At 55.4% G+C, this 22,109-nt stretch carries 27 protein-coding genes and 1 pseudogene; 19 read left to right on the plus strand and 9 right to left on the minus strand.

Features of this window, described 5'->3' with window-relative positions:
* The first annotated feature begins 84 nt into the window (after nt 1–84).
* The 5 genes from ACZ1HV_RS16470 (at nt 85) to ACZ1HV_RS16490 (ending at nt 3,570) form a co-directional block, all read left to right on the plus strand.
* Nucleotides 85–966 carry a 3-hydroxybutyryl-CoA dehydrogenase gene (locus ACZ1HV_RS16470; RefSeq protein ID WP_298816823.1) on the plus strand — a complete coding sequence of 294 codons (882 nt, stop codon included), beginning with the start codon at nt 85–87 and terminating at the stop codon, nt 964–966.
* A gap of 9 nt (nt 967–975) precedes the next feature.
* Entirely contained in the window at nt 976–2,478 is a 1,503-nt protein-coding gene (locus tag ACZ1HV_RS16475) for a class I adenylate-forming enzyme family protein (RefSeq protein ID WP_472715760.1), read from the plus strand.
* An 82-nt stretch (nt 2,479–2,560) separates the two neighbouring features.
* Complete coding sequence (locus tag ACZ1HV_RS16480; protein WP_298963983.1) at nt 2,561–2,764, plus strand: putative motility protein; 204 nt, start codon at nt 2,561–2,563, stop codon at nt 2,762–2,764.
* A 308-nt stretch (nt 2,765–3,072) separates the two neighbouring features.
* On the plus strand, nt 3,073–3,333 hold the full coding sequence (locus ACZ1HV_RS16485; protein WP_298816831.1) for a hypothetical protein: 261 nt from the start codon (nt 3,073–3,075) through the stop codon (nt 3,331–3,333).
* 30 nt (nt 3,334–3,363) lie between these two features.
* Nucleotides 3,364–3,570, plus strand: a complete 207-nt coding sequence (locus ACZ1HV_RS16490) for a hypothetical protein (protein WP_298816833.1) — start codon at nt 3,364–3,366, stop codon at nt 3,568–3,570.
* 29 nt (nt 3,571–3,599) lie between these two features.
* Here the strand turns inward: ACZ1HV_RS16490 and tlpA are convergent, their stop codons facing one another.
* Nucleotides 3,600–4,262 carry a thiol:disulfide interchange protein TlpA gene (tlpA, locus tag ACZ1HV_RS16495; RefSeq protein ID WP_298816836.1) on the minus strand — a complete coding sequence of 221 codons (663 nt, stop codon included), beginning with the start codon at nt 4,260–4,262 and terminating at the stop codon, nt 3,600–3,602.
* Nucleotides 4,263–4,303: 41 nt separating this feature from the next.
* Here tlpA and argH point away from each other — a divergent pair, with 41 nt between their 5' ends.
* The 4 genes and pseudogenes from argH to ACZ1HV_RS16515 all read left to right on the plus strand — a co-directional run bounded on the left by argH (nt 4,304) and on the right by ACZ1HV_RS16515 (nt 10,130).
* Nucleotides 4,304–5,689 carry an argininosuccinate lyase gene (argH, locus tag ACZ1HV_RS16500; protein WP_472715761.1) on the plus strand — a complete coding sequence of 462 codons (1,386 nt, stop codon included), beginning with the start codon at nt 4,304–4,306 and terminating at the stop codon, nt 5,687–5,689.
* A 116-nt stretch (nt 5,690–5,805) separates the two neighbouring features.
* Nucleotides 5,806–6,015, plus strand: coding sequence for an LPS translocon maturation chaperone LptM (lptM, locus tag ACZ1HV_RS16505; RefSeq protein WP_298963982.1), 210 nt, complete (start codon nt 5,806–5,808; stop codon nt 6,013–6,015).
* A gap of 275 nt (nt 6,016–6,290) precedes the next feature.
* Nucleotides 6,291–7,402, plus strand: a pseudogene (gene lysA / locus ACZ1HV_RS16510) (diaminopimelate decarboxylase).
* Between the two features lie 139 nt (nt 7,403–7,541).
* Complete coding sequence (locus ACZ1HV_RS16515) at nt 7,542–10,130, plus strand: TIGR02302 family protein (protein ID WP_472715762.1); 2,589 nt, start codon at nt 7,542–7,544, stop codon at nt 10,128–10,130.
* A gap of 245 nt (nt 10,131–10,375) precedes the next feature.
* Here ACZ1HV_RS16515 and ACZ1HV_RS16520 read toward each other — a convergent pair whose 3' ends face one another.
* Entirely contained in the window at nt 10,376–10,594 is a 219-nt protein-coding gene (locus ACZ1HV_RS16520) for a GDCCVxC domain-containing (seleno)protein (protein ID WP_298816846.1), read from the minus strand.
* Between the two features lie 325 nt (nt 10,595–10,919).
* Nucleotides 10,920–11,306: a hypothetical protein gene (locus tag ACZ1HV_RS16525; RefSeq protein ID WP_472715763.1), complete on the minus strand. Its 387-nt coding sequence runs from the start codon at nt 11,304–11,306 to the stop codon at nt 10,920–10,922.
* A gap of 53 nt (nt 11,307–11,359) precedes the next feature.
* Between ACZ1HV_RS16525 and ACZ1HV_RS16530 the strand changes: the two genes are divergently transcribed.
* The gene (locus tag ACZ1HV_RS16530) at nt 11,360–11,788 is read left to right on the plus strand and encodes a MerR family transcriptional regulator (RefSeq protein ID WP_472715764.1); all 429 of its coding nucleotides are present in this window, start codon (nt 11,360–11,362) and stop codon (nt 11,786–11,788) included.
* 1 nt (nt 11,789) lies between these two features.
* Here ACZ1HV_RS16530 and ACZ1HV_RS16535 read toward each other — a convergent pair whose 3' ends face one another.
* The 3 genes from ACZ1HV_RS16535 to ACZ1HV_RS16545 are packed head-to-tail and all read right to left on the minus strand — an operon-like array spanning nt 11,790 to nt 13,728.
* Nucleotides 11,790–12,185, minus strand: coding sequence for a response regulator (locus ACZ1HV_RS16535; protein WP_298816855.1), 396 nt, complete (start codon nt 12,183–12,185; stop codon nt 11,790–11,792).
* A gap of 2 nt (nt 12,186–12,187) precedes the next feature.
* Entirely contained in the window at nt 12,188–12,751 is a 564-nt protein-coding gene (hpt, locus tag ACZ1HV_RS16540) for a hypoxanthine phosphoribosyltransferase (RefSeq protein WP_298816856.1), read from the minus strand.
* 2 nt (nt 12,752–12,753) lie between these two features.
* The gene (locus ACZ1HV_RS16545) at nt 12,754–13,728 is read right to left on the minus strand and encodes an MJ0042-type zinc finger domain-containing protein (RefSeq protein WP_298984309.1); all 975 of its coding nucleotides are present in this window, start codon (nt 13,726–13,728) and stop codon (nt 12,754–12,756) included.
* 309 nt (nt 13,729–14,037) lie between these two features.
* Between ACZ1HV_RS16545 and ftsE the strand changes: the two genes are divergently transcribed.
* The 6 genes from ftsE to ACZ1HV_RS16575 all read left to right on the plus strand — a co-directional run bounded on the left by ftsE (nt 14,038) and on the right by ACZ1HV_RS16575 (nt 18,761).
* Nucleotides 14,038–14,697: a cell division ATP-binding protein FtsE gene (gene ftsE, locus ACZ1HV_RS16550; protein WP_298816861.1), complete on the plus strand. Its 660-nt coding sequence runs from the start codon at nt 14,038–14,040 to the stop codon at nt 14,695–14,697.
* Nucleotides 14,698–14,705: 8 nt separating this feature from the next.
* Nucleotides 14,706–15,755, plus strand: a complete 1,050-nt coding sequence (locus ACZ1HV_RS16555) for a cell division protein FtsX (protein WP_298816863.1) — start codon at nt 14,706–14,708, stop codon at nt 15,753–15,755.
* A 53-nt stretch (nt 15,756–15,808) separates the two neighbouring features.
* Complete coding sequence (locus tag ACZ1HV_RS16560; RefSeq protein ID WP_472715765.1) at nt 15,809–16,552, plus strand: YdcF family protein; 744 nt, start codon at nt 15,809–15,811, stop codon at nt 16,550–16,552.
* A 56-nt stretch (nt 16,553–16,608) separates the two neighbouring features.
* Nucleotides 16,609–17,373, plus strand: a complete 765-nt coding sequence (locus ACZ1HV_RS16565) for a lysophospholipid acyltransferase family protein (RefSeq protein ID WP_298963972.1) — start codon at nt 16,609–16,611, stop codon at nt 17,371–17,373.
* A 336-nt stretch (nt 17,374–17,709) separates the two neighbouring features.
* Nucleotides 17,710–18,084 (plus strand): hypothetical protein, encoded by a 375-nt coding sequence (locus ACZ1HV_RS16570; protein WP_298816869.1) that lies wholly within the window; start codon nt 17,710–17,712, stop codon nt 18,082–18,084.
* Nucleotides 18,085–18,386: 302 nt separating this feature from the next.
* Nucleotides 18,387–18,761, plus strand: a complete 375-nt coding sequence (locus tag ACZ1HV_RS16575; RefSeq protein ID WP_298816871.1) for a hypothetical protein — start codon at nt 18,387–18,389, stop codon at nt 18,759–18,761.
* A gap of 98 nt (nt 18,762–18,859) precedes the next feature.
* On the opposite strand, the gene ACZ1HV_RS16580 is transcribed toward ACZ1HV_RS16575, so the two are convergent.
* On the minus strand, nt 18,860–19,390 hold the full coding sequence (locus ACZ1HV_RS16580) for a gamma-glutamylcyclotransferase (RefSeq protein WP_298816873.1): 531 nt from the start codon (nt 19,388–19,390) through the stop codon (nt 18,860–18,862).
* 101 nt (nt 19,391–19,491) lie between these two features.
* Here ACZ1HV_RS16580 and ACZ1HV_RS16585 point away from each other — a divergent pair, with 101 nt between their 5' ends.
* Both ACZ1HV_RS16585 and ACZ1HV_RS16590 read left to right on the plus strand, forming a co-directional pair.
* On the plus strand, nt 19,492–20,253 hold the full coding sequence (locus ACZ1HV_RS16585; RefSeq protein WP_472715766.1) for a DUF2125 domain-containing protein: 762 nt from the start codon (nt 19,492–19,494) through the stop codon (nt 20,251–20,253).
* On the plus strand, nt 20,220–20,540 hold the full coding sequence (locus ACZ1HV_RS16590) for a DUF2125 domain-containing protein (RefSeq protein WP_472715767.1): 321 nt from the start codon (nt 20,220–20,222) through the stop codon (nt 20,538–20,540). Before ACZ1HV_RS16585 ends, ACZ1HV_RS16590 begins: the two co-directional genes overlap by 34 nt.
* A 20-nt stretch (nt 20,541–20,560) precedes the next feature.
* Here ACZ1HV_RS16590 and ACZ1HV_RS16595 read toward each other — a convergent pair whose 3' ends face one another.
* Nucleotides 20,561–20,827 (minus strand): GNAT family N-acetyltransferase, encoded by a 267-nt coding sequence (locus ACZ1HV_RS16595; RefSeq protein WP_472715768.1) that lies wholly within the window; start codon nt 20,825–20,827, stop codon nt 20,561–20,563.
* Nucleotides 20,817–21,023, minus strand: coding sequence for a hypothetical protein (locus ACZ1HV_RS16600; protein ID WP_472715769.1), 207 nt, complete (start codon nt 21,021–21,023; stop codon nt 20,817–20,819). The genes ACZ1HV_RS16595 and ACZ1HV_RS16600 overlap by 11 nt, the downstream gene beginning before the upstream one ends.
* Nucleotides 21,024–21,177: 154 nt before the next feature.
* Here ACZ1HV_RS16600 and yddG point away from each other — a divergent pair, with 154 nt between their 5' ends.
* Entirely contained in the window at nt 21,178–22,077 is a 900-nt protein-coding gene (gene yddG / locus ACZ1HV_RS16605; RefSeq protein WP_298816880.1) for an aromatic amino acid exporter YddG, read from the plus strand.
* Nucleotides 22,078–22,109: the final 32 nt, after the last annotated feature.

Genomic DNA, 22,109 nt, shown 5'->3' on the forward strand with positions numbered 1-22,109 from the left:
GTTCTTGCTGTTCGGCGCAAGACTTGCCAAAAATAGCCGCAACCCGGCCTTTGAAGGCATGTACTTAACGATCGGATTTTCAGCATGGTAGTCGAAATCAAAAAAGTCGGCGTGATCGGCTCAGGTCAGATGGGCAGCGGCATTGCCCATGTCTGTTCACTTGCAGGCTTTGACGTCGGTTTGAGCGACATTTCCATGGAGCGGATTGAGTCCGGACTGGCATCGATCAATGGCAATCTGGCACGCCAGGTTTCCAAATCCCAGATCACCGAGGAAGAGCGCAATGCCGCGCTGAACCGGATCAAGGCAGTGGAAGACCTCGATCTTCTTGCCGATGCCGATCTGGTGATTGAATCAGCGGTGGAAAACGAGCAGATCAAACGGAAAATCTTTGCCCAGCTCTGCCCGATCCTGAAACCGGAAGCCATTCTAGCAACCAATACATCTTCTATTTCCATTACGCGCCTCGCAGCAACGACGGATCGTCCGGAACGCTTTATCGGCATTCATTTTATGAATCCGGTTCCGCTGATGGAGTTGGTGGAGCTGGTCCGCGGTATCGCCACCGAAGACGAAACATTTGAGGCGTCAAAGACCTTCTGTGACCGCCTGGGCAAACAGATTGCGGTCGCCGAGGATTTTCCTGCCTTCATGGTCAACCGCATTTTACTGCCGATGATCAACGAAGCGATTTATACGCTTTATGAGGGCGTTGGCTCGGTTGAATCGATCGACAAGGCGATGCGCTTGGGTGCCAATCACCCTATGGGGCCGTTGCAGCTGGCGGATTTCATTGGCCTCGACACCTGTCTATCCATCATGCAAGTGCTTTATGAGGGCCTCGCAGACACCAAATACAGACCTTGTCCGCTTTTGGTGAAGTATGTTGAGGCAGGTTGGTTGGGCCGTAAGACGCAACGTGGTTTTTACGACTATCGGGGCGAGATACCGGTGCCGACCCGCTAAGCGGCTCTGATGAACCTTGCTCGCTATTGCCTGACAAACGCGGAGCCGGCGCCGGACAAGACAGCGCTGGAAATCGTGGATGATGGTGGAACCCTAAACGAGGCGTGGACTTACGGAAAGCTCACCTCAAGTGTGCTTTCTGTGGCTGCCGGGTTGAAAAACACCGGTTTGAAGCCTGGCGACCGGATCCTGCTCCGAATTGGTCATTCAGTCGATTTTCCGCTGATTTTCTTCGGCGCAATCGCAGGCGGATTTGTTCCGGTTCCAACGTCTGCACAGCTCACGGCTCGCGAAACGTCTTCCATTTTGTCCGATAGTGGCGCGCGTCTTCTGGTGCATGACGGCGAGACTGAAATTCCTGACAATGCCGCGGTTCTCTCGCTCGGACCTCAAGGAATTGACTTGCTGAGGCAGTATGCACCCGGGACATTTGCGGATACGGCTGCTGACGACCCGGCTTTCCTTGTCTACACTTCTGGAACAAGCGGCATGCCGAAGGGCGTGCTGCATGCTCAGCGAGCAGCCTTTGCTCGGTGGCCTATGTATCGGGGATGGTACGGAATATCATCGTCGGACAGGCTTTTGCATGCCGGTGCCTTCAATTGGACCTATACACTGGGCGCAGGATTGATGGACCCTTGGGCAAACGGGGCTACCAGCATTGTTTATGATGGACCGCGTGACCCTGACATTTGGCCAGGTGTCATTGAAGGCAGCGATGCATCAATGTTTGCCGCGGTGCCAAGCCTTTTTCGGCGCATTCTGAAATACGGCAATATCACAAGGGGCTCGTTTCCCAACCTGCGGCACGGTCTCACGGCAGGAGAGGCTCTGCCGGCAAGCCTTTATGAGGATTGGAAAGCCAGAACCGGCCGCGAGCTTTACGAAGCTCTCGGAATGAGTGAGATTTCGACCTATCTCTCAAGCGGACCGACAGTGCCGGTCAGGCCCGGCTCACCGGGCAAACCGCAACGGGGGCGCAAAGTGTCGATTTTGAGCGAGACATCAAACTCGTCGGACTTTGCTGAAACAAATGAGCCGGGCTTGCTCGCCATTCACTCCTCCGAACCGGGACTGATGCTTGGCTACTGGAATGCGCCTGAAGAAACCGAAGCAGCTTTCCGCGGCGAATGGTTCTTGACCGGTGATCGTGCGCGCAGCGACGAAGATGGCTATTTTTGGTACGAGGGCCGAGCGGACGACTTGATGAATGCCTTCGGCTATAGAGTCGCGCCGGAAGAAGTCGAGTGTGTCCTTGCTGCCGATCCTCAGGTTTCGGAAGTGGCTGTAACGGCTGTGCCTGTCCGGGATGGGGTCAGTTTGATTACAGCCTTTGTGGTGCCACGCGATGCCGACACTTTTGATATGGATCGTCTTGCCTTGCGTGCGGAGCAGAATCTTGCGGACTACAAGCGGCCAAAATCTTATCGGCTCGTTGATCAGCTGCCTCGAACAGCTTCGGGAAAAGTTCGCCGGCAAGCCTTGTACAGCATGAAACCGTCCACTTCCTAAATCTCGAGTGATTGAAGTAAGGCTTTGTTAACGCATGTTTAAGGGCAGTTCGTTAGTCTGTCTGTCGTTCTAGGAGTGAATGATGGACAGCGTCGGTATCGCCAGCACATTTGTTGCTCAAAGCCAGGCACAGACATCTCAGGCGCTGCAGTCGGAGATGCTGAAAATGTCGGTACAGCAGGATGCCAATTTGGTTGCCTTGCTGCAAGAAGGTGCCGAGAATCTTCAGGCTGCTCAGGCGGCACCCGCACCAGGACTTGGAACCCAGGTCGACGTCACCGTCTGACCGATGCCCGAATTGACCGGGCAATTCCCTAACGACTCTCTACATGACCGTCCTTCAGACCGGACAAAACAAGCTTGCGCGCTCCGATGAGTCACGCGAGCGAGCGATGATATGGTCAAATCCCCTGTCTGAAAATGTACGTTGAATCATTTGCTTGTACGAATTTAGCTACAGTTTTATGTAATCTTTATGCTTACCTTGAGTAATAAAATAAGCAGTCTTGTAGATTAATGCCTCTGTTTACACTCGAATTCATGTTGCCCTGTAATACTTGTCTGGTGAAATCGTATCCAGCAGTTGGGAAAACGATGCCTGAAGCAATAGGACATGGACAAAACCAGGCCTTCCAGCCTTCTCTTGCCACTCCGCGCACCGACAAGGTCGCTGAGCAGGCCAAAGCTATGAATGCACGCCAGTCTGAGGCCGTTGCCGAAACGGTTCAAAGACAGGCCGAGTTCAGTTCAAATCGGACAGAGAACCTGAGCCGACAGGCCGAACAGCTGGAAAAGCGTGCGGAAACACGCAAGCCGGAAGATGGTCTTGGCAACCGGGTCGACATCTTCGTCTAACGCCGACACCCCGCCAGAGGAGCAAACATCATGGCGAGCGTAACAGACAGTTCTTCAGCTGCAGTCAATGCAGCCTCCGTGAGAGCGGAGCTGGCCACAAATGCGATCCGGGATCAAAACGACCAGGAACGTCAGGTGGCCGCGCGCCTCGAAGAAGCCCAGGTCACCAACGAGGCAGACCGCCGTGAGGCCCGGAAGATTCCAGGCCTCGGCAATGCTGTCGATATTTCAGTTTGATCAGATCAGATCGGCAAGCACCGCGTCAGTCAGGTGCCTTGTCGCACCATCGTACTTTCGATAAGTGACTTGGCCTCGCCGGATGCCCATTCGGCGGGGCCATACATTGTTCCGATTTCACAACCTTCGGGCCCGACAAGAATAGTTGTTGGCAGACCGGTGGCGCGGGCCACCTTGCGAAGGTCCTGCAGCAATGCATTGGAACTGTCCTGGTAAAATCCAAGATGGCCGACGCCGATTTCTTCCAGAAACGCCTTTGGTTTGTCAGGGCCGCCACGATCCAGACTGACAGCCACGACTTCAAAGTCGTCACTGCCCAGATCCGCCTGAAGTTCGTCCAATGCCGGCATTTCCTTTCTGCATGGTGCGCACCATGTCGCCCAGAGATTTAGCAGCACCGTCCTGTCTTTGAAATCGGCGAGGGTGACAGGTTGGTTGTCCGGTCCCATAAAGGTGAGCTGTTTCAATTCCAGGGGCTGGCTGGCAGGAATGAAAGCGGCAACTTCTCCCTTGGCGTGGGGCTTCGCGGCCTTGGCAGCCTCAAGCGCAACCGAACAGCTTTGAGCGCTCGCGATATTGCCATTCGGTCCGGCGATCACGTATAGAGCCGCTACAGCGGCCACAGCACCAGCAAGCCCGGCTAGGACAAGACCTCGCCGTGAGTTTTTTGCAGGTTCAGTTGGCTTCGACATTCGTTCACACCTCGCAAGGGGCGCCTCTTAAAGGACAGGACATGAGCAATCGCATGTGGGGAGGCCGGTTCGCTGAAGGACCGGACGCCATCATGGAGGAGATAAACGCCTCCATCGACTACGACCGGAAGCTATATAAGCAAGACATCGACGGCTCGAAAGCCCATGTGCGCATGCTCGCAGATAAAGAGATCGTGACACAGGACGATGCCGACAAGATCGTTCAAGGTCTAGACACAATCCTGTCAGAAATCGAAAGCGGTAAATTCAAGTTCTCCCGGGCTCTTGAAGATATTCATATGAATATCGAAGCTCGCCTTGCCGAGCTGATCGGACCGGCAGCCGGACGCTTGCATACAGCGCGCTCCAGAAACGATCAGGTTGCGACGGATTTTCGCCTTTGGGTTCGGGACACGCTCGATACACTTGACGCACAATTGAGCGAATTGATGCAGGTTCTTTCAGAAAAGGCGGAGCTTCACGCAGCCGATGTCATGCCCGGCTTCACACATCTGCAGTCGGCGCAGCCAGTCACCTTCGGTCACCACATGCTTGCCTATGTCGAGATGTTCGCCAGGGACCGGGGCCGCGTGCGCGATGCTCGCAAACGCATGAATGAAAGTCCGCTGGGCGCTGCCGCACTCGCCGGAACGTCTTTCCCGATCGACCGCAAGATGACGGCGGATGCACTTGGATTTGACCGGCCGGCCTCCAATTCGCTGGATGCTGTTTCGGACCGTGATTTTGTCATCGAAGCCCTAGCCGCGGCGTCTTTGACCGCGATGCATCTTTCGCGTCTTGCTGAAGAGATTGTCATCTGGTGCTCAGCGCAATTCGGTTTCGTAAAGCTGTCAGACAAGTTCTCGACCGGCTCCTCGATCATGCCGCAGAAGAAAAATCCGGATGCCGCCGAACTCGTGCGCGCAAAAACCGGCCGGATCTATGGTGCCCTTCAGTCCCTTCTGGTGATGATGAAAGGCTTGCCGCTGACCTATTCCAAGGACATGCAGGAAGACAAAGAGCAGGCATTCGACGGTCTTGCCAGTGTTTCGCTGGCTTTGGCAGCCATGACGGGCATGGTGCGTGATCTGGAGCCAGTTACCAAAGTCATGAAAAAGGCTGCAGGCTCCGGATATTCCACTGCAACCGATCTTGCCGACTGGCTTGTGCGTGTGCTCGGGTTGCCGTTCCGAGAGGCCCATCATGTGACCGGGCGGATCGTGGCCATGGCGGTTGAAAGAAATGTCGAGCTGCACAAAGTCCCGCTCGAGGAGATGCAATCAGTTGAGCCGAAGATCACGGAGGAAATTTTTTCCGTGCTTTCGGTCGACAAGTCGGTACGCAGCCGCACCAGCTACGGCGGCACATCACCGGTCAATGTGCGCAAACAGGCACGGCGGTGGCTCAAGGAACTTGCCAAGAGCTGACTTCACGCGTCGACGGGCCGATATCTTCGCCTGACAGGTCAGTGCGGCCTTGCCGAATTCTGTCTGTCATGCGAGGAGAAGAACCAAATGCGAATTCCGGAAAGGGCAATTTTGTGATGACTACCCGGTTTGGAACTCTGGCGCTGCTTGGCCTCTGCCTGAGCTTGACCCTGGCCGGGTGCGGCCGAAAGGGCTCACTTGATGAGCCGGGTGCTGCTGCCCAGCAAACGTATGCCGGTGTTGACCCGGCCGATGCCCCGGCTCCGCCGCCGACCGAACCTCCGGCAAGCGACAAGACCTTTCCCCTGGATTTCCTAATTCAGTAGGAATTTTCGAGCAGGAATAGCGGTTGTTCCGCCGTAACGCCAATTCCGATCTTCTTGACTGCAGTTTGCAGCCCCGAACAAGGCAGGTCGATCAATCCTCATGAGAGCATCCCTTGCACCACTTTGATTACAGAGATGGCGAACTCTACGCCGAAGATGTTTCGATCAGCGAGATCGCCAACGCGGTCGGGACGCCCTTCTACTGCTATTCGACGGCGACGCTCACGCGCCACTACCAGGTCTTTTCCTCCGCCTTTGACGATATCCCGTCCTTGGTGTGCTACGCCATGAAGGCAAATTCGAACCAGGCGGTGCTGGCTACCCTTGCGGAGCTGGGCGCGGGTATGGATGTGGTGTCCGAAGGCGAATTGCGACGCGCGCGCGCAGCGGGCGTGCCAGCCAAAAAATCGTGTTTTCCGGAGTTGGCAAGACCGAAGCCGAGCAGGCCTATGCGCTGGAAGAAGACATTCTTTGTTTCAATGTCGAGTCGGAGCCAGAGCTGCGTCAACTGTCGCGGATCGCACAGTCCATGGCCAAGACCGCACGGGTGTCGATACGCATCAATCCCGACGTGGATGCCAAAACGCATGCCAAGATCGCGACCGGCAAGGCGGAGAACAAGTTCGGCATTCCCTGGCAGCGTGCCCGTGAAGTTTATGCTGAGGCCGCGCGATTGCCTGGCATTCAAGTGACCGGCATCGACATGCATATCGGGTCGCAGATCACCGAGCTGGAACCTTTCGACAACGCCTTTGCAAGGCTTGGCGACCTGATTTCGGATCTACGCTCTGAAGGCCACAAGATTGATCATGTGGATCTTGGTGGAGGACTGGGAATTCCCTATGTCACCGATAATAATCCGCCGCCGCATCCCGACGCCTATGCCGAGGTCGTAAAGAAACACGTCCGCGAGCTTGATTGCACTGTGATGTTTGAGCCCGGACGTATGATCGCCGGCAATGCAGGCGTCATGGTGGCCAGTGTCATTTACGTGAAAGCAGGTGCCGACAAGACCTTTGTGATCGTCGACGGAGCCATGAATGACCTTATCCGGCCAACCCTTTATGAGGCCCACCACGAGGTTCGACCGGTGCATCAGGAAGCCGGCGATGCGCCGCGAATCATGGCGGATATTGTTGGTCCCGTTTGTGAAACCGGCGATTTTCTGGCGCAAAACCGAGAAATGGCGGAAGTGAAGGCTGGGGATATGTTGGTGGTTTATTCAGCCGGCGCATATGGCGCTGTGCAATCAAGCACTTACAATTCACGTCTGCTTATCCCGGAAGTCCTCGTAAATGCTGACCAATTTGCCGTCATAAGGCCACGCACCAGCTTTGAGGAACTTATCGGACTCGACCGAATGCCCGACTGGCTCAAGGGTTCGTGACTTAATCTGCAGAGAATTAGTTGATCCTACAGGTTGCCGGACGGCCTCCAATGCCTCACTTTATTAGGGTGTGGGCAGATCCTGCGTGCTGAAATTTCTCATGAAACGGCACTTGGCGGGAAATGAACCGGAGGTGCCTTTGAGCCCGAACGATAGCAATCAGCAGTCTGATCGGCCAGTCTTTCCGGAAACTTACGGCTGGCGGAATGTCATACGTGCACGCCTGAACCGTCTTGTCGGACAGAGCCGATGGGCCCTTTTCGTCGAACGTCTGTGGCGCGCGATGCTGCCCCTGTTTGTCGTTGTTGGGATCTTTGTCGGCCTTTCCTGGCTGGGGCTTTGGATGCTGCTGCCAGCCTGGGTGTCGCCTCTGGGTCTTGTCGGATTTGCCGCACTTGCCATCTGGTCTGCACGAGATCTTTTGAACGTTCGCTGGCCTTCCCGCGAGGATGCCCTGCATCGGGTTGAAAACGCGTCGGGGGTAGACCACCGTCCGTTGACCGCGCTTGAAGATGATCTTTCGGTTGGTGTGACGAATTCCGAAAGCCAGGCCATTTGGGCCCTTCATCAGCGCCGAACGGCTGAACGGCTGGCCGCGATCAAATCAAAGGCGCCCGACCCACAGGCCTTCAGACGAGATCCCTGGGCAATCCGTGTCCTTGCTGCCAGCCTGGTTCTCATTGGCTTTGTGACGGCCCACGGTGACCATGCTGGTCGTCTTGTTTCCGCTTTCCAGAACCCGTTCACAAGTGTTGAGCCGCCAAGCCGTCTGGATGCCTGGGTTACACCGCCGCTATATACCAGTGAACCTCCGATCTATCTCACCGGCGAAAGCGCGCAGTTGCGCGATCCGTCTGCACCGGTTTCCGTTCCTGAAGGCTCCGTCCTTGTTGTCAGGACGCAAGGCGCACGTGATCTGGTGATGACGTTTGCTGGTGCCGACGACGTTGAACCAACCACAATCGAGCCCGAGCCACTTTCCGAGACAGAGGATCCCGAGCTGCAGAAACTGCTGCCGGTCGAGCGCACGCTCACGCTGGAGACAACCGGCGTTGTTGAGCTCAAGTCCGGTGAAGAGCCGTTCCTGAACTTTGTCTTTGCCGTACGCCCGGATGATGCGCCTGAAATTCGCCTGACAGACGATCCCGAGGAACAGCTCAGCGGTGCCTTGAAGTTTTCTTATCTGGTCAACGACGACTACGGCGTGGTTGCTGCGGAAGCCCGGATAGCGCCATTGCCGAACCCGGATCATGGGGATCGTGTGCCGCGTCCTCTAGTCGAGGCGCCGCAATTCCCGCTTTCTCTGCCGCCGCGCGCTGGCACCGCAAAGACCGCGGAAACCATTCGGGATCTGACCTCCCACCCCTGGGCCGGTTCCGAGGTCGACCTGACTCTGCTGGCGCGTGATCAGGCCGGACAGGAAGGCCTGTCGCCGGCCTATCGCATCACGCTGCCGCAACGCCGATTCGGCAAGCCGCTTGCCAGAGCGATCGTGGAACAGCGCCGGAACCTGGCACTTGATGCGCAAAACCATGATCAGGTGATCATCGCCTTTGACGCACTGATGCTGGCGCCGCAATTGTTCGACTTCAAAGCACGCAATTACCTCGGCATGCGCTTTGCTTATGGTGAAATGCTTAAGGCAAACTCCCAAGAGGAATTGAAAGCGTTGTTGCCGCTTCTCTGGGACCTCGCGCTTTCGATCGAAGATGGCGACCTGTCGGCTGCGGAACGCAAACTGCGAGATGCGCAGGAGGCATTGCGCAAGGCGCTTGAAGAAGGGGCGAGCGATGAAGAAATCGCCAAGCTGACTCAACAGCTGCGCGAAGCCCTGAATGAATATATGCAGGCACTGGCAGAACAAATGCGCCAGAACCCGCAGGCCATGCAGCCTTTCGACGGCAATCAGCAAACGCTCAGTCAACAAGATCTGTCCGAGATGCTGAACCGGATCGAAGAACTGGCGCGCACAGGGTCGCGCGATGCTGCCCGCGAATTGTTGGCTCAGATGCAGCAGATGCTGGAAAATCTGCAGGCCGGACGGCCGCAAATGATGCCCAACAACATGTCCAGCGAAATGATGGAAATGCTCAATCAGCTTGGCGAAATGATACAGCGCCAACAGCAGCTGATGGATGAAACGCACCAGTTCAATCAGGATCAGCAGAACCAGCGCCGCGGTGAGCAGCAGCAGGGCCAACAAGGCCAGCAAGGACAGGGTCAGCAGCAGCAAATGACCCGCGAGCAGCTTGAGCAGATGCTGGAACAACTGCAGCAGGGTCAGGGCAACCTGGCTCAGCAGCTGGAACAGCTGATGGAACAGTTGCAGCAAAACGGCATGGGCGAGAGCCAGGAGCTTGGCGAGGCTGGCGAATCCATGGGTGATGCCCAACAGTCGCTCGGTGAAGGCGAGGGACAACAAGCACTCGGACAGCAGGGTAACGCGCTTGACGCTCTCAGACGTGGCGCCCAGGGCCTGACAGAGCAGATGATGGGTCAGGGCGAAGGTGCCGGGTCTCCAAATGGGCCTTCGCCCATGGACGAAGATCCGCTCGGCAGACCACGCCGGACCGAAGGGCCCGACTTCAACAACCGGGTGCAGATCCCGGATGAGATCGACGTTCAACGAGCGCGGCGCATTCTGGAAGAGCTTCGTCGACGGTTCTCGGATCCGTCCCGTCCGCAGCTGGAGCTGGATTATCTGGAGCGGCTGCTGAAGAGGTATTGAGCAAAGGCTGTTGCGAGCGGGTATTGACTAGGACGTGTACTCATAAACGAGCGAGTGCCAATGACTGCTTTGGGCGGAACCTCCGAGGGCGATCAATCAACCGCGTAGGTCGGCATTGCTGGGCGCTTCGGACCTTTGCATGAATGGGAAAACGGCCTGGAGCAATCGTTAATGTTTAGAGAGGTGAAGGCCAGGATTGCACCTGAAGTTTCTACTGATCTAGACCTGACGTTTTGTGGGAAGACTTATCCGCAGCACGAACTGCCTTCCTGAATCGGTGGGCATGCAACGGTTCCATAGGAGCAGTAGACGCAACAATCACCTGGCTTTGGCTTCAATACGGCTTTACATGAAGAGCATTCGTAGAACCATTGGCACGCGTCGGTGGGCATGGTTTCGTCTTGGGAATAACCACACTCCGGGCAGGTTATTGTGCTGGTCAACTCGACTTTGAGATTGTTCATTTTTGTCACGTCAGGGTAATGAGAAAATCATTGATACGGGTCTCGTTAAAGACAATTATCCACGCGCTAACGGTTAGAGCTGTGCTTCCGGCCAGCCACCACTTTAGTTTTGAGGTTGAGCCGTTTCGACTTGCCGAATACCAGGCGACCAAGAGGACAAGGGTCGAAAAACCCAACACGTAATAACTTGTCGCCGCGATCTTCCCAAAGACCGCGAGCCAGCTTCCACCCAAGCCGAGAAGCATCATTACCATGGGTAGAACGCAACACGTTGCAACTCCGAATGCAGAAAAGGAACCTAAATAGCTGGTTCGAATGTAGTTCTTCATGAGCGTGCGGCTTTCCAAAGTGCAAACATTGTCCGCGCGGCTTCGCCTTCCCAATAGGGAGAACTTGCAGCGAGGAAGAAGACAAAGGTCGAGAGCCCCAAGACAGACAGGGTCGAGCGTTTGCGACGGGCACAACTCCATCGCTTCCAGAGCCTGAACCATCCCCAGGTCAGCACCAGACCAACCACAACAAGTATTTCAATGCGATAGGCAACAAAGGGCCCAAGAAGCGTTAGCCAAGCACCACCAAGCCCAACGATAGAAAGACCAATAGGCAATACGCAACAGGATGCACTGAGCAGTGCCAGCAGTCCTGCCGCGCCGAGAACCAAGTGGTTCGGCCCATTCGTCTGATTATGGCGTGTTTCCGTATTCGACATCATGGGACGGATAATGCATCCTGTAGTGACTACAGGAGCAAGTGGAGAACAATCACATGGTTGCGATTGGAGAGGCTTCCCGGCTCAGCGGGGTTTCAATTGAGACAATCCGCTACTACGAACGCGAAGGCATTGTTTCCAAAGCTGGAAGAACGTCGTCCGGGCGGCGGCTGTTCACCGATGCGGAAATAGCGGAGCTTCGGTTCATCAAACGTTGCCGGGATCTCGGTTTCTCCGTTCACGACGCTGTTGCGCTGAAAAGTATCGCCAGAAAACCAAATGACGCTTGTCAATCCGTTGAGCAGCTCGGGCGAAAACATCTCACGAATGTTCAGGAAAAAATCGGGGAATTGAGGCAGTTGGAAAGTGCACTGACGGAACTGGTTTCGAACTGTGAACAAGGACGAAAACAATGTCCAATGCTCCACGCGCTGATGTCGCAAACAGATTCAGAAATCGGTGAAGCGCCGTTCTCTAAACTCTAATTTACGCGTAACGGCGGGTGTCCTGCGGCATGTCGCCTGCTATGGCATCGCGAACGGCCTTGCGGATGTCAGCAAGTGAAAAAGGCTTGGTGATGATGTCGTGCACAAGGCTGTCGAGACCATTCGCACGTTCGCGCTGATCGGCAAAGCCTGTCATCAGCAGGATCGGCATTTCCGGATAGTCGCGTGCTGTGTGCAACGCGAGCGCGATGCCGTCCATGACAGGCATCTTGATGTCAGACAGCAAAAGGTCGTACTTGCCGCTTTCACGGGTGAGAACTTCAATCGCTTCGCCACCGTCCTCAGCAGCTTCGACAGTATGCCCGTCCAATTCGAGCGCGCGCTTCACAAAGCTGCGAACCGCCTCATCGTCTTCCGTAAGAAGAATGCGAGCCATGCTCACTCTCCTGTTTTGCCGTCCGCAGCAGCCTCCCCGGGCGCAGCAACGTATCCAATATAAGGCAACTGCCGCCAGGCGTGGCCCATATCCATACCATATCCGACGACAAACTTATCAGGACAGGCAAAACCGACATAGTCGGCAGATATGGCAGCTTTACGGCGCTCGGGTTTGTCAAGCAAAGCAACGATCTTCACGGTGCGTGCACCCCGGTTCTTCAACCGCTCACGGGCGAAAGCCAGAGTGCGGCCGGATTCCAGTATATCATCCACCAGAATTATATCGCGGCCGTCAACGTCACTTTCAACATCGCGCAAGATCCGGATGTTTTCCGAACCTTCGGTTCCCGCTCCATAAGATGAGAGATGAATGAACTCCATCTCTGGCTCCAGTCCGGCGCGGTGCATGGCCCGTACGAGGTCGGCAGCAAAAATGAAGCTGCCTTTCAGAACGGCTACGACGAGCAGTTTTTCCGGTTTTCCTTCAGCTATTTCCTCCGCAAGCGCGGCAACTCTCGTGGAAATGGCGTCTTCGTCAAACAACGTGTGAATATTTGCGGTCATGGTCACTCAAGTACTATCTGTCGTTTGCCGCGATCAACAAACCGGATCTGAATATCCGATGCGCCCTCCGGCGGATCGGCTAATATCGTCCTGAAACGGGTTTCGTCCAGCCCATTTAATGCGCGTGTGCGTGGTTCAACGGTCCATGCATAAACTTCTTGAAGGTCCGGACTGCGGATGGAGAGCCGAACTGCGGGAACGTTGTTGTTCTCATTCAGGAGGTTCCGGATTGACCCTTCCACAACAAGAACGCGCTTGCCGTCCTCAACTTCGGTAAAGGTTCTGAGGTTGCGGAATTCAAGTCCACGCAGATTGACGTCAAATCCGATGACCTGAAACAGGCTTGCCAGATCCGGCGATTGTTTGACGATGCTGTCTCGCATCAGAACAAAGGTTGCGCAGACCGCGACAGCCGCCGCAAAGAGTGAAACGCCACCAATGCGCCGGAAATTCATTCGGGCAAGCAGGTTGAACAGCGCACCCAGGTGATCGCGGCGAAACTTGTTGGGATTGACGATGATTTTCGGCCGCTTCGCGGAGCTTTCGATATCCGCGTTTGCTGAAGGGTCCTGGTCGCTGCTGTCCTCGTTCAGGTCTGCGGCAAATCGATCCTCATCAGACCCGCCACCGGGATCGGAGACAGGTTCGGGAAAATTGTCCGTTTCTTCTTCATCTTCGATGTCGGGCTCAGACAGGGCTTCTTCTTCGCTGCTGTCCTCGGACGGTGCGTCTTCCTCAGCGTCCTTTGCCCAGTCGGCTTCGTCCTTGTCTTCGGTCGGGCTGCTGTTGACGCTGACACCTGTGGTGCCGGTCGTGCCGTTGGCAGCCTCGAAGTCGACGTTGCCCTCTTCTTCTTCCTCTGGTTTGGCAAACCAGCGGTTTCCGCATTTGGCACATTTGACACTTCGGCCGTCAGTGCCGAGCGCTTCTGACTTTATTTCATAGGACGTACTGCAGTCCGGACATTTGATCTTCATGCGCGAAGACCTTTCGTCATGGCTTGCTTGCGCGTTTCGTTTACGTAACCGACAAAGTCGGAATCCGGCACGAAATATGGGACAAGGGCCAGCAAATCCGATGACGGGCTTTCAGTTACCTAATGGACCTTTATATGATTAATGGAACGTTAACGGCCAGGCTTTAGAGCGGGTTGGGAACAGTTACGTTGAATTGTTGGTGGATAGCCACATGTAGAGGGCTCCATGATGCCGTGTTCGGCATGGTGAGATTGGCGGCCGCAAGGTAAATTCAACGCAGCGCTTGAGCCCTCGATAGGAGTCAACTTTGTGATCCGGTTCGAAAATGTCGGACTAAGATATGGCATGGGACCAGAAATACTGCAGGATCTGACCTTTCAGATTGAGCCGCAGTCGTTTCAGTTCCTGACGGGACCTTCCGGTGCCGGCAAGACAAGCTTGATCAGGCTCCTATTCATGTCCTTGCGCCCGACCAGAGGCCTGATAAAGGTTTTCGATCGGGACTTGAGTGTGATCGACAAACAGGAACTTCCGCGGCTGCGACGCAAGATCGGTGTCGTGTTTCAGGACTTTCGCCTGCTGGATCACCTGACGACTTATGAAAATGTAGCGTTGCCGCTCCGCGTGATCGGCAAGGATGAAAGCGAATACCGGTCGGACGTCATTGATCTCCTGAAGTGGGTCGGACTTGGCGACCGGATGCATGCCTTGCCACCAGTTCTGTCAGGCGGTGAAAAACAGCGCGCGGCGATCGCACGCGCTTTGATCACCCGGCCCGAGGTCCTGTTGGCTGACGAACCCACAGGCAACGTTGATCCGCCGCTTGCCCGCCGCCTGTTGCGCCTGTTCATCGAATTAAACAAACTGGGTACATCTGTCATCATCGCGACTCATGATATCGCATTGCTGGAACAGGTGGACGCCCGACGTATGGTGCTTGCCGACGGGCGCCTTTCAATCTTTGATTAGGCGGCAGAATGGCCCAGTCCGACGACACCGATAATCAGCAAAGCGCCGACGCCGAGGTCAAGCCGGCCCGTAAGACAGCGCGTCCCAAGAGATCAAAGCGCATCAAGCGCAAAGTTGTGTCAAAGCCGAAAAAGCCTGAACAGAGCGAAGACTCCAGATTGAGGCCGGCTGCCGCAATCGTGCCACCGCAATCCGTTGCGGGACGGGCACTTACGCTGGTGGTGGCTATCATGAGTTTTCTGGCGTGTCTGACGGTCGGCGGAGTGTCGATTGTCTGGGATGCGGCCGACGCCTGGCAGAACGACCTTGTTCGTGAGATCACAATCCAGATCCGCCCGACCGAAGGCGTCGATATGCTGCGGGAGATCGACAAGGCCGTTGCCCTTGCGCAGGAATTTCCGGGAATCGGATCGGTTCGCGCCATGTCGGACGCCGAAACCAAAGCGCTGCTCGAACCCTGGCTTGGCGAAGGTCTGCAGTTGGACGGACTGCCGGTACCCCGCTTGATTCAGATAACCGTGGCCGATCCCGACCAGCTCAATCTCGAGCAACTGTCTTCCGCCGTTTCGCAAAATGTCGTCGGCGCAAGCCTTGACGATCATTCGGTCTGGACGTCTCGCCTGTCTGCGATGGCGGGCGCCGTGGTTGCCGGAGGATTTGCAATTATGATCCTCGTACTCGGATCCATGGTGCTCAGTGTGGTTTTTGCGACACAATCAGCCATGGCCGGCAACAAGGACGTTGTTTCGGTCCTGCATTTTGTCGGTGCAGAAGATAGTTTCATCGCGCGTGAATTCCAGCGCCACTTTCTGCTTTTAGGCCTTAAGGGCGGCATTTCGGGAGGTGTGGCCGCTATCATGAGTTTCCTGTTGCTCGATATGTTGACGCGGCAGGGTTCCGGGCAGGCAAGTTCCGATCAGCTCTCCGCTTTGGTCGGCTCCGTGTCTGTCAGCTTGCCGGGGTATTTCGGTGTCTTCGGCGTGGTTTTCCTGGTTGCGATTCTCACTGCATTGACATCCGGCCTTGCGGTGAAGGCCCATCTTGCAAAAGTGGATTGATTTTTCGGAGCAAATGCCGCGAAATTGGCCGAATCACTTATCATAGTCCCGCCATGTCACATGCCAACACAGTCATAGAGCCTGGTCTGGAAGACGGTGTCCCCATCGTCTCGGATGCGCATGTGGGCACGTCAACGGACGAATCGAGACCTGCCTCAAGAGGTTTGAAGTCCGGGCAAACCGGCACAAAGCCAAGGCGCAAGAAGCGTTTCGGGCTGAGGTTTGCGCTGGTTGCCGTCTTGACTGCATTCCTCGGCGCGGCACTCGGGCAGTTTCTTGTATTTGCCCATCAGGTGGCGGGTGCGAAAGTCCCCAGCAGTGCCAACGCCGATGCCATTGTGGTGCTGACGGGCGGTCAGGCCCGGGTCAATGAAGCTATCCGTCTTCTGGAAGAGGGGCGGGCAAAGAGATTGCTGATTTCGGGCGTGCATCCTGGCACCACACGAGAACAGCTTGCCGCGGTGACGGCCTCAGACATGCCTCTGGAAAAAAACAGCGTTGAACTCGATAGGGTTGCGCTGAACACGGCCGGTAATGCCGTGGAAACGGCCAACTGGGTCCGGAAGAACGGCTTCTCTTCCTTGCTGGTCGTGACCAGCGCCTATCACTTGCCACGAGCTGAAGTCGAACTCTCCGGTGCACTGCCGAAAGTGGACCTGATTGCCTATCCGGTGTTCTCAAAAGGCCTCAATCTGAATGACTGGTACAGGGAGCCGGCAACGATCCGGCTTCTCATGCGCGAATATGTGAAGTATATCCTCGCCCGACTGCGGATTACCGTGAGGGGTGTGAGCTGAAACCGATCAGCTCATAGCCGGAGCGGCTCCCGCTCAATCCAGCATTCACGGGTTCCATGGTTTTACTGCGCTCCAGCCTTTTTCAGGTTCTGTTCTATTCGGTCACCTTCGTTCTGATGATCCTGTTTTCTCCCGTTATGCTGCTGCCACGCAAATGGGGCTGGTGGGTCGTCCCGGTCTGGTCCAGGGCTCTGCTGCTTCTGATGCGCATCACCGTTGGCTTGAAGGTTGAGGTCCGCGGCCGCGAAAACCTGCCAGACGGTGGCTTTATAGCCGCCATGAAACACCAGTCTGCCTGGGAGACCGTGTCACTGATACCGCTGTTCTCCAGCCCAACTTTTATTTTGAAACGTGAGTTGCGCTGGATCCCGATCTTCGGTTGGTACACGGCCAAATTCAAACAAATCCCCATCAACCGGGGAAAACGCTCCGAAGCGCTAGCGGCGATGATGGAAGCAGCCAAGGAAGCCATCGCGGAAAAGCGTCAGATCCTGATCTTTCCCGAAGGAACCCGCCGGCCGGCCGGCGCTGAGCCGAAATACAAGTACGGCATTGCTCATCTCTATAAGGATCTGCAGTGCCCTGTCGTGCCGATCGCTCACAATGCCGGGCTCTATTGGCCGCGCTCTTCCTGGAAGGTTTATCCAGGTACCGTTGTCGTTGACATTCTTCCGCCAATCCAGCCTGGACTGCCGGCAGACGTCTTTCACGAGCGCATGGTTCGTGAAATCGAGACTGCAAGCAATCGCCTCATTGACGAAGCAAGGCGGGTTCCAAAGCCTTCTCCGGTCCTGGAAACCATTGCGACACCGCAAACCTAGTGCACCGACCCGATCGAGTTTCGGCGTCCTCACGAAGCCGAGAGGGCGCTGCAAGACCTGTTCTTCCTGCGGTTTTTGCACGCACACGTCTCAATTTTGACGTTTCAGTATTAGTTCCATTTATATTTAATGTCACTAAGTAACGTGGCATACACGGCAGCGTGATTTATGTATTCATAAGTAAACACGTCTTCACATGACGGTTACTCGTGTTTTTTTCTCGAAATCAATCCCCACATGAGGTTTGCAGCGTTCAAGAGGCGCTAGCAAGATGCAGTATCGAAGTTTCGGGGCGGCATCAAATCTTAATCGAGTAAACAAACACGGAGCTTTAAAATGCGTACTATCAAGAAAACACTGTCAACTGTTGTTGCAGCTACTTTCGTTTCCGGTGCTCTCATCGGTGGTGCTTTCGCACAGTTTCCCGATCAGTCCGTTGGTGATCTGAATGGCAACAACCCTGTTTCTATCCAGCAGATGCGCATCGCCAATGAAAAAGCACTGCGGTCTTCAGGCAAGCTGAGCACCAAGAGTTTCGTCAACCGTGCTGCAGTCGCTGACTTCCCGGATCAGACGGTTGGTGATTCAAACGGCAACACTCCGGTTCCGGTTCGTGCACAGGCAACGCGTAAGACCGACAGCAACCTGCTGATCCTGCCTTTCATCGGCGACTGGAACGGAAGCGGCAAAGAAGGTTTCCCGCGTCAGTAATCCTCGACAGAAACACCTTCCGACTAAAAGAAAGGGCCACGCTCGACGCGTGGCCTTTCTTTTTTGTTTTCGAGATAAAAGTGCAGGTAGACTAAGATTTACTTAGGTAAAAATGTAAACACAGAAGCGTGAGTTCATCTTTTTAAGTAAATATCAGTTCACATAGAGGTTATTTCGGTTTTTTTCTCGAAATCAATTCCTACATCGGGTGTGCAGCGTTGATAAGACGCAAAACAGATGCAGTATCGAAGTTTCGGGGCGGCATCATTTCTTAACTGAGTAAATAAATTAGGAGCTTTCGAATGCGTACTTCCAAGAAAATCCTGTCGACTGTTGTTGCAGCTACCTTTGTTTCCGGTGCTCTCATCGGTGGTGCTTTCGCACAATTTCCGGATCAGTCCGTTGGCGACCTGAACGGCAACAATCCTGTTTCCATCGAGCAAATGCAGATCGCTAACGCCAAAGCACTTCGCGACGCTGGCAAGCTGAACACCAAAAGCTACGTAAACCGCGCCGCTGTTGCTGACTTCCCTGATCAGACGGTTGGTGATTCAAACGGCAACACTCCGGTTCCGGTTCGCGTTCAGGCTACTCGCAACACCGATAGCAATCTGACGATCCTGCCTTTCATCGGCGACTGGAACGGCACTGCCAAAAAAGGGTTCCCGCACCAGTAAGTCTTTTCAAGAGCATCAGCTCTTGAGAAAAGAAAGGGCCGCGCAAATTGCGCGGCCTTTCTTCGTTTGAGCCCGGTTCTGGCTTTGCAGCTGCCGGTTCAGGGTTTGCCAGTGCCACTCAACTTGTTGGCTAACCAGGCGAGAGCTGTGTCGTCAATGCCCATTTCTTCCAGATGTGCAGCTGTATTAATGACATATTCCGGGTTTTTGCCGGATTTGCCGATGGCGCCTTCGACGATTTCGAGTTGTTCCTCAAGCGGAAGCGCACCGGCATATTGCGGATGGCCGTGGTCCACCATGTAGACCAGCGCCTTGACCTTTTCACCACTGCCTAACTCCACATGGTGCCAATGCTCCTTGTAGACCATCGTGGTTTGCTCGCGCGCACGCAGATATTCAAGGGTCTGCGGCCAAGTCTCTTCCGAGACCTGGTAAGCGAGACCTCTGCAAGCACCGCCATTGTCGAGGCCGAAGACCAGGCCCGGCCGTTCCTGAGTGCCGCGATGAACCCAGGAATAGACGCAAAGTGCGCGATGGGCCCCCCGCAAGAGCGCTTGTTCAGCGCGCAGGTGATCAAATCCGGGGTTCCACATCAAGGACCCGTAGCCAAAGACCCAAAAATCGCTCATATCACCCTGTCTTCTAATTGTGCAGGTGCGGAGATAACAATCTGTAGCCGCCGATTCAATGCTGCTGACCTGCAGCGAATTTCAGGAAGGTAAGGGAACACGTGTCCAGCAAAGAGAACCTGCCCTCAAAACCAACCAAACGCCGGTACATTGTTCTGATGTCCGTACTCGCACTTGTCGTGCTTGGTTGGTCTGCAGTCTGGTTTTTCGGCAGATCATTCCTGCATGAGCAGCTCAATTCCCAAATGAGCCAAATGGCGGCGCAGGGGCTGGAGGTGTCTTGTGCCGATCTGGAAATCAATGGATTTCCCTTTCGCTACGAAGTCTCTTGCCGGCAAATGACCTCTGCGGACCGTTCCGGAACTGCCGCAAAACTGGGCGGCCTCAATGCCGTTGCCTTGATCTACAATCCGACCCACGTGATTTTCGAAGCCGGGGCGCCGGCGGTAATGGATGTGCCGCTTTCAGGCATGTCCGGCGACATGACCTGGGAAACAGCGCGGGCCAGCATGAAGTTCGGGTCCGGCGCGCTCGGCAAGCTCGATGCGGTGGTTGAAAAGCCGGAAGCGGTTTTGAACAATCCGGTGTCCGCAGGCAGCTTTGCCGCAGAAAAGGCCGAGCTGCATGTGCGGCAATCGGAGGGTGATGCCGATTTTTTCGAAGGATTCCTGTCTGTCGATGCCCTTCAGTTGCGGTCATTGCCAGCCTTGCAGGACGCACTCGATTTACGTGCGCATCTACAAATTCCGGGGGGGCATCTCTCTTGGCAGGAGCGAACCTTCCCTGGTTGGTACAATCCAACGGGGGTGAGTTGCCGGTCAAGCTTGTTGTGTTCGATGCAAGCCTGGGGGATAGCCGGGTAAAGGCGGTTGGTGATTTCGTCGTCAACGGGGATGGCACGCTTTCCGGAACACTGGATCTGTCGCTCGGGAATGCCGAAGCTCTTATCGAGGCAATCAGACCGCTTGCACCCGCCGGTGACCGGACACTTGCACTGGTGGAACAAGTGGTGAAAAGCCTCGATCCGGTGGCCAGCGACGTCGATGGCGTCAAGACAGTGCCGCTGAAGGTCAATATTGACCGCGGGATCGCGCGGATAGGTTTATTACCGCTGCCGCCGATCCCGCCATTGTTCCAGGCCGGGTTCTGATCCGTCAGGTCAGTATTCGGTCAGTCTCCCGCGACACGATCGATGGGTATCACATAGCTTTTTCGATGGTCCGGTTCGGCCAGTTTTTCATAAAGTGCGACCGCCGGGGTGTTCTTGCCCGGCACGATCCAGCGCAAATGCAGCCAGCCGCGGTTCTGTCCTTCCGAAACCAGCGTTTCGATCATGCGACGGCCGACACCCTTGTTGCGGTGATCCGGATGAACGTAAATGTCGTCCATCTGACCGATGCGCAATCCTGTGATCAGTTCGGGCAAATCAAAAAACACGGCAGAATCCGATCAGCGTTTCACCGTCAAATGCACCAATCGCTTCAGCGGTCTTATCAGCGAGAATACGCTCGGCATAATACGCATCCGGGCGTCGCGGCGCGCCCCGTCTCAGTGCCTGGGCATTTTCAGCGATGAGTGGTGCAAGCTGATGGGCATCATTCAGCCCAAGGGCTCTGATTTCCAGTGTTGTCATGAAGTCCCCGAAAGTGACAGGTCAGTGAATTGAGCCACAACATGTCCTGAAACGGGCATCGGGATCAAGATCCTTGTCAATTTGCGCCGCGGCACTTTCGCCGACTTGAATTTCATGTCATCACCGCGGCCTCGATTTGGCATGGGCAAGACAGATGACCGAAAGCAAACGCCTGAAAGCAACGTTCATCGGACTGAGTGCAGTCCTCATGTGGGCGACGCTGGGCTTGTTCGGCGCAGGATCCGGCAATGTGCCTCCCTTTTTGCTCAATGCCCTTTGTTTTGGCATCTCGGGAACCCTGGCTTTTGTCTGGCTTGCGGTGTCCGGCAAGTTGGAAAAGCTGCGCCAGCCGTTGAAAGTCTGGGCCTTTGGGACCATCGGGCTGTTCGGCTTTCACTTCTTTTATTTTACCGCCATTCGCAATGCGCCGCCGGTTGAAGCCAATCTCATAAACTATACCTGGCCCTTGCTGATCGTGGTGTTTTCAGCCTTCCTGCCAGGGGAGCATCTGCGTTTTCACCATGTTGTCGGCACGCTCCTGGGTCTTGCGGGAGCCGTCCTTTTGATCACAGGCGGCGAGGGATTGAATTTTTCGGGCGGGTCGGCCCTCGGGTATGGCGCGGCGGTTGCTTCGTCCCTTTTCTGGTCAAGCTATTCCGTCTTGTCACGACGGCTGGGGAAAGTGCCGACGGAAGCTGTTGCCGGGTTCTGCCTGATGACAGCGCTTCTGTCGGCCGTTTGTCATATCGCTCTTGAGGAAACTGTCTGGCCGGAAGGTTCCCTGGAATGGGCATCGGTTGCAGCGCTTGCGCTCTTCCCGGTGGGCTTGGCGTTCTTCACCTGGGATGTCGGTGTCAAGCATGGCGACATCCAGGTGCTGGGTGCTGCCGCTTATTCCGCCCCATTGCTTTCGACGCTTCTGTTGATCGCTTTTGGTTTTGGAGCCTTGACGTTTTCGGTTGCCATCGCCTGTGTCGCGATCACACTTGGCGCGGTGATCGCGGCAAAGGACATGCTGTTCAAGAAACGCAATCGCGATGGTAAGGCCACGTGACTTTTCCGGACTGGTCTTCCCCCTTCGGCTGA

This window comes from Roseibium sp. JB4-4 (assembly GCF_055693425.1).

What these genes read in the sequence shown, in the direction of transcription:
- ACZ1HV_RS16475 (WP_472715760.1), top strand. Translation starts at nt 976, where the DNA reads ATGAACCTTGCTCGCTATTGCCTGACAAACGCGGAGCCGGCGCCGGAC.
- ACZ1HV_RS16555 (WP_298816863.1), top strand. Translation starts at nt 14,706, where the DNA reads ATGGCCCAGTCCGACGACACCGATAATCAGCAAAGCGCCGACGCCGAG.
- argH (WP_472715761.1), top strand. Translation starts at nt 4,304, where the DNA reads ATGAGCAATCGCATGTGGGGAGGCCGGTTCGCTGAAGGACCGGACGCC.
- ACZ1HV_RS16580 (WP_298816873.1), bottom strand. Translation starts at nt 19,390, where the DNA reads ATGAGCGATTTTTGGGTCTTTGGCTACGGGTCCTTGATGTGGAACCCC.
- lptM (WP_298963982.1), top strand. Translation starts at nt 5,806, where the DNA reads ATGACTACCCGGTTTGGAACTCTGGCGCTGCTTGGCCTCTGCCTGAGC.
- ACZ1HV_RS16545 (WP_298984309.1), bottom strand. Translation starts at nt 13,728, where the DNA reads ATGAAGATCAAATGTCCGGACTGCAGTACGTCCTATGAAATAAAGTCA.
- ACZ1HV_RS16490 (WP_298816833.1), top strand. Translation starts at nt 3,364, where the DNA reads ATGGCGAGCGTAACAGACAGTTCTTCAGCTGCAGTCAATGCAGCCTCC.
- ACZ1HV_RS16525 (WP_472715763.1), bottom strand. Translation starts at nt 11,306, where the DNA reads ATGATGTCGAATACGGAAACACGCCATAATCAGACGAATGGGCCGAAC.
- ACZ1HV_RS16575 (WP_298816871.1), top strand. Translation starts at nt 18,387, where the DNA reads ATGCGTACTTCCAAGAAAATCCTGTCGACTGTTGTTGCAGCTACCTTT.
- ACZ1HV_RS16560 (WP_472715765.1), top strand. Translation starts at nt 15,809, where the DNA reads ATGTCACATGCCAACACAGTCATAGAGCCTGGTCTGGAAGACGGTGTC.
- ACZ1HV_RS16485 (WP_298816831.1), top strand. Translation starts at nt 3,073, where the DNA reads ATGCCTGAAGCAATAGGACATGGACAAAACCAGGCCTTCCAGCCTTCT.
- ACZ1HV_RS16565 (WP_298963972.1), top strand. Translation starts at nt 16,609, where the DNA reads ATGGTTTTACTGCGCTCCAGCCTTTTTCAGGTTCTGTTCTATTCGGTC.
- hpt (WP_298816856.1), bottom strand. Translation starts at nt 12,751, where the DNA reads ATGACCGCAAATATTCACACGTTGTTTGACGAAGACGCCATTTCCACG.
- ACZ1HV_RS16480 (WP_298963983.1), top strand. Translation starts at nt 2,561, where the DNA reads ATGGACAGCGTCGGTATCGCCAGCACATTTGTTGCTCAAAGCCAGGCA.
- ACZ1HV_RS16520 (WP_298816846.1), bottom strand. Translation starts at nt 10,594, where the DNA reads ATGAACAATCTCAAAGTCGAGTTGACCAGCACAATAACCTGCCCGGAG.
- ACZ1HV_RS16570 (WP_298816869.1), top strand. Translation starts at nt 17,710, where the DNA reads ATGCGTACTATCAAGAAAACACTGTCAACTGTTGTTGCAGCTACTTTC.
- ACZ1HV_RS16600 (WP_472715769.1), bottom strand. Translation starts at nt 21,023, where the DNA reads ATGACAACACTGGAAATCAGAGCCCTTGGGCTGAATGATGCCCATCAG.
- ACZ1HV_RS16535 (WP_298816855.1), bottom strand. Translation starts at nt 12,185, where the DNA reads ATGGCTCGCATTCTTCTTACGGAAGACGATGAGGCGGTTCGCAGCTTT.
- ACZ1HV_RS16470 (WP_298816823.1), top strand. Translation starts at nt 85, where the DNA reads ATGGTAGTCGAAATCAAAAAAGTCGGCGTGATCGGCTCAGGTCAGATG.
- tlpA (WP_298816836.1), bottom strand. Translation starts at nt 4,262, where the DNA reads ATGTCGAAGCCAACTGAACCTGCAAAAAACTCACGGCGAGGTCTTGTC.
- ACZ1HV_RS16530 (WP_472715764.1), top strand. Translation starts at nt 11,360, where the DNA reads ATGGTTGCGATTGGAGAGGCTTCCCGGCTCAGCGGGGTTTCAATTGAG.
- yddG (WP_298816880.1), top strand. Translation starts at nt 21,178, where the DNA reads ATGACCGAAAGCAAACGCCTGAAAGCAACGTTCATCGGACTGAGTGCA.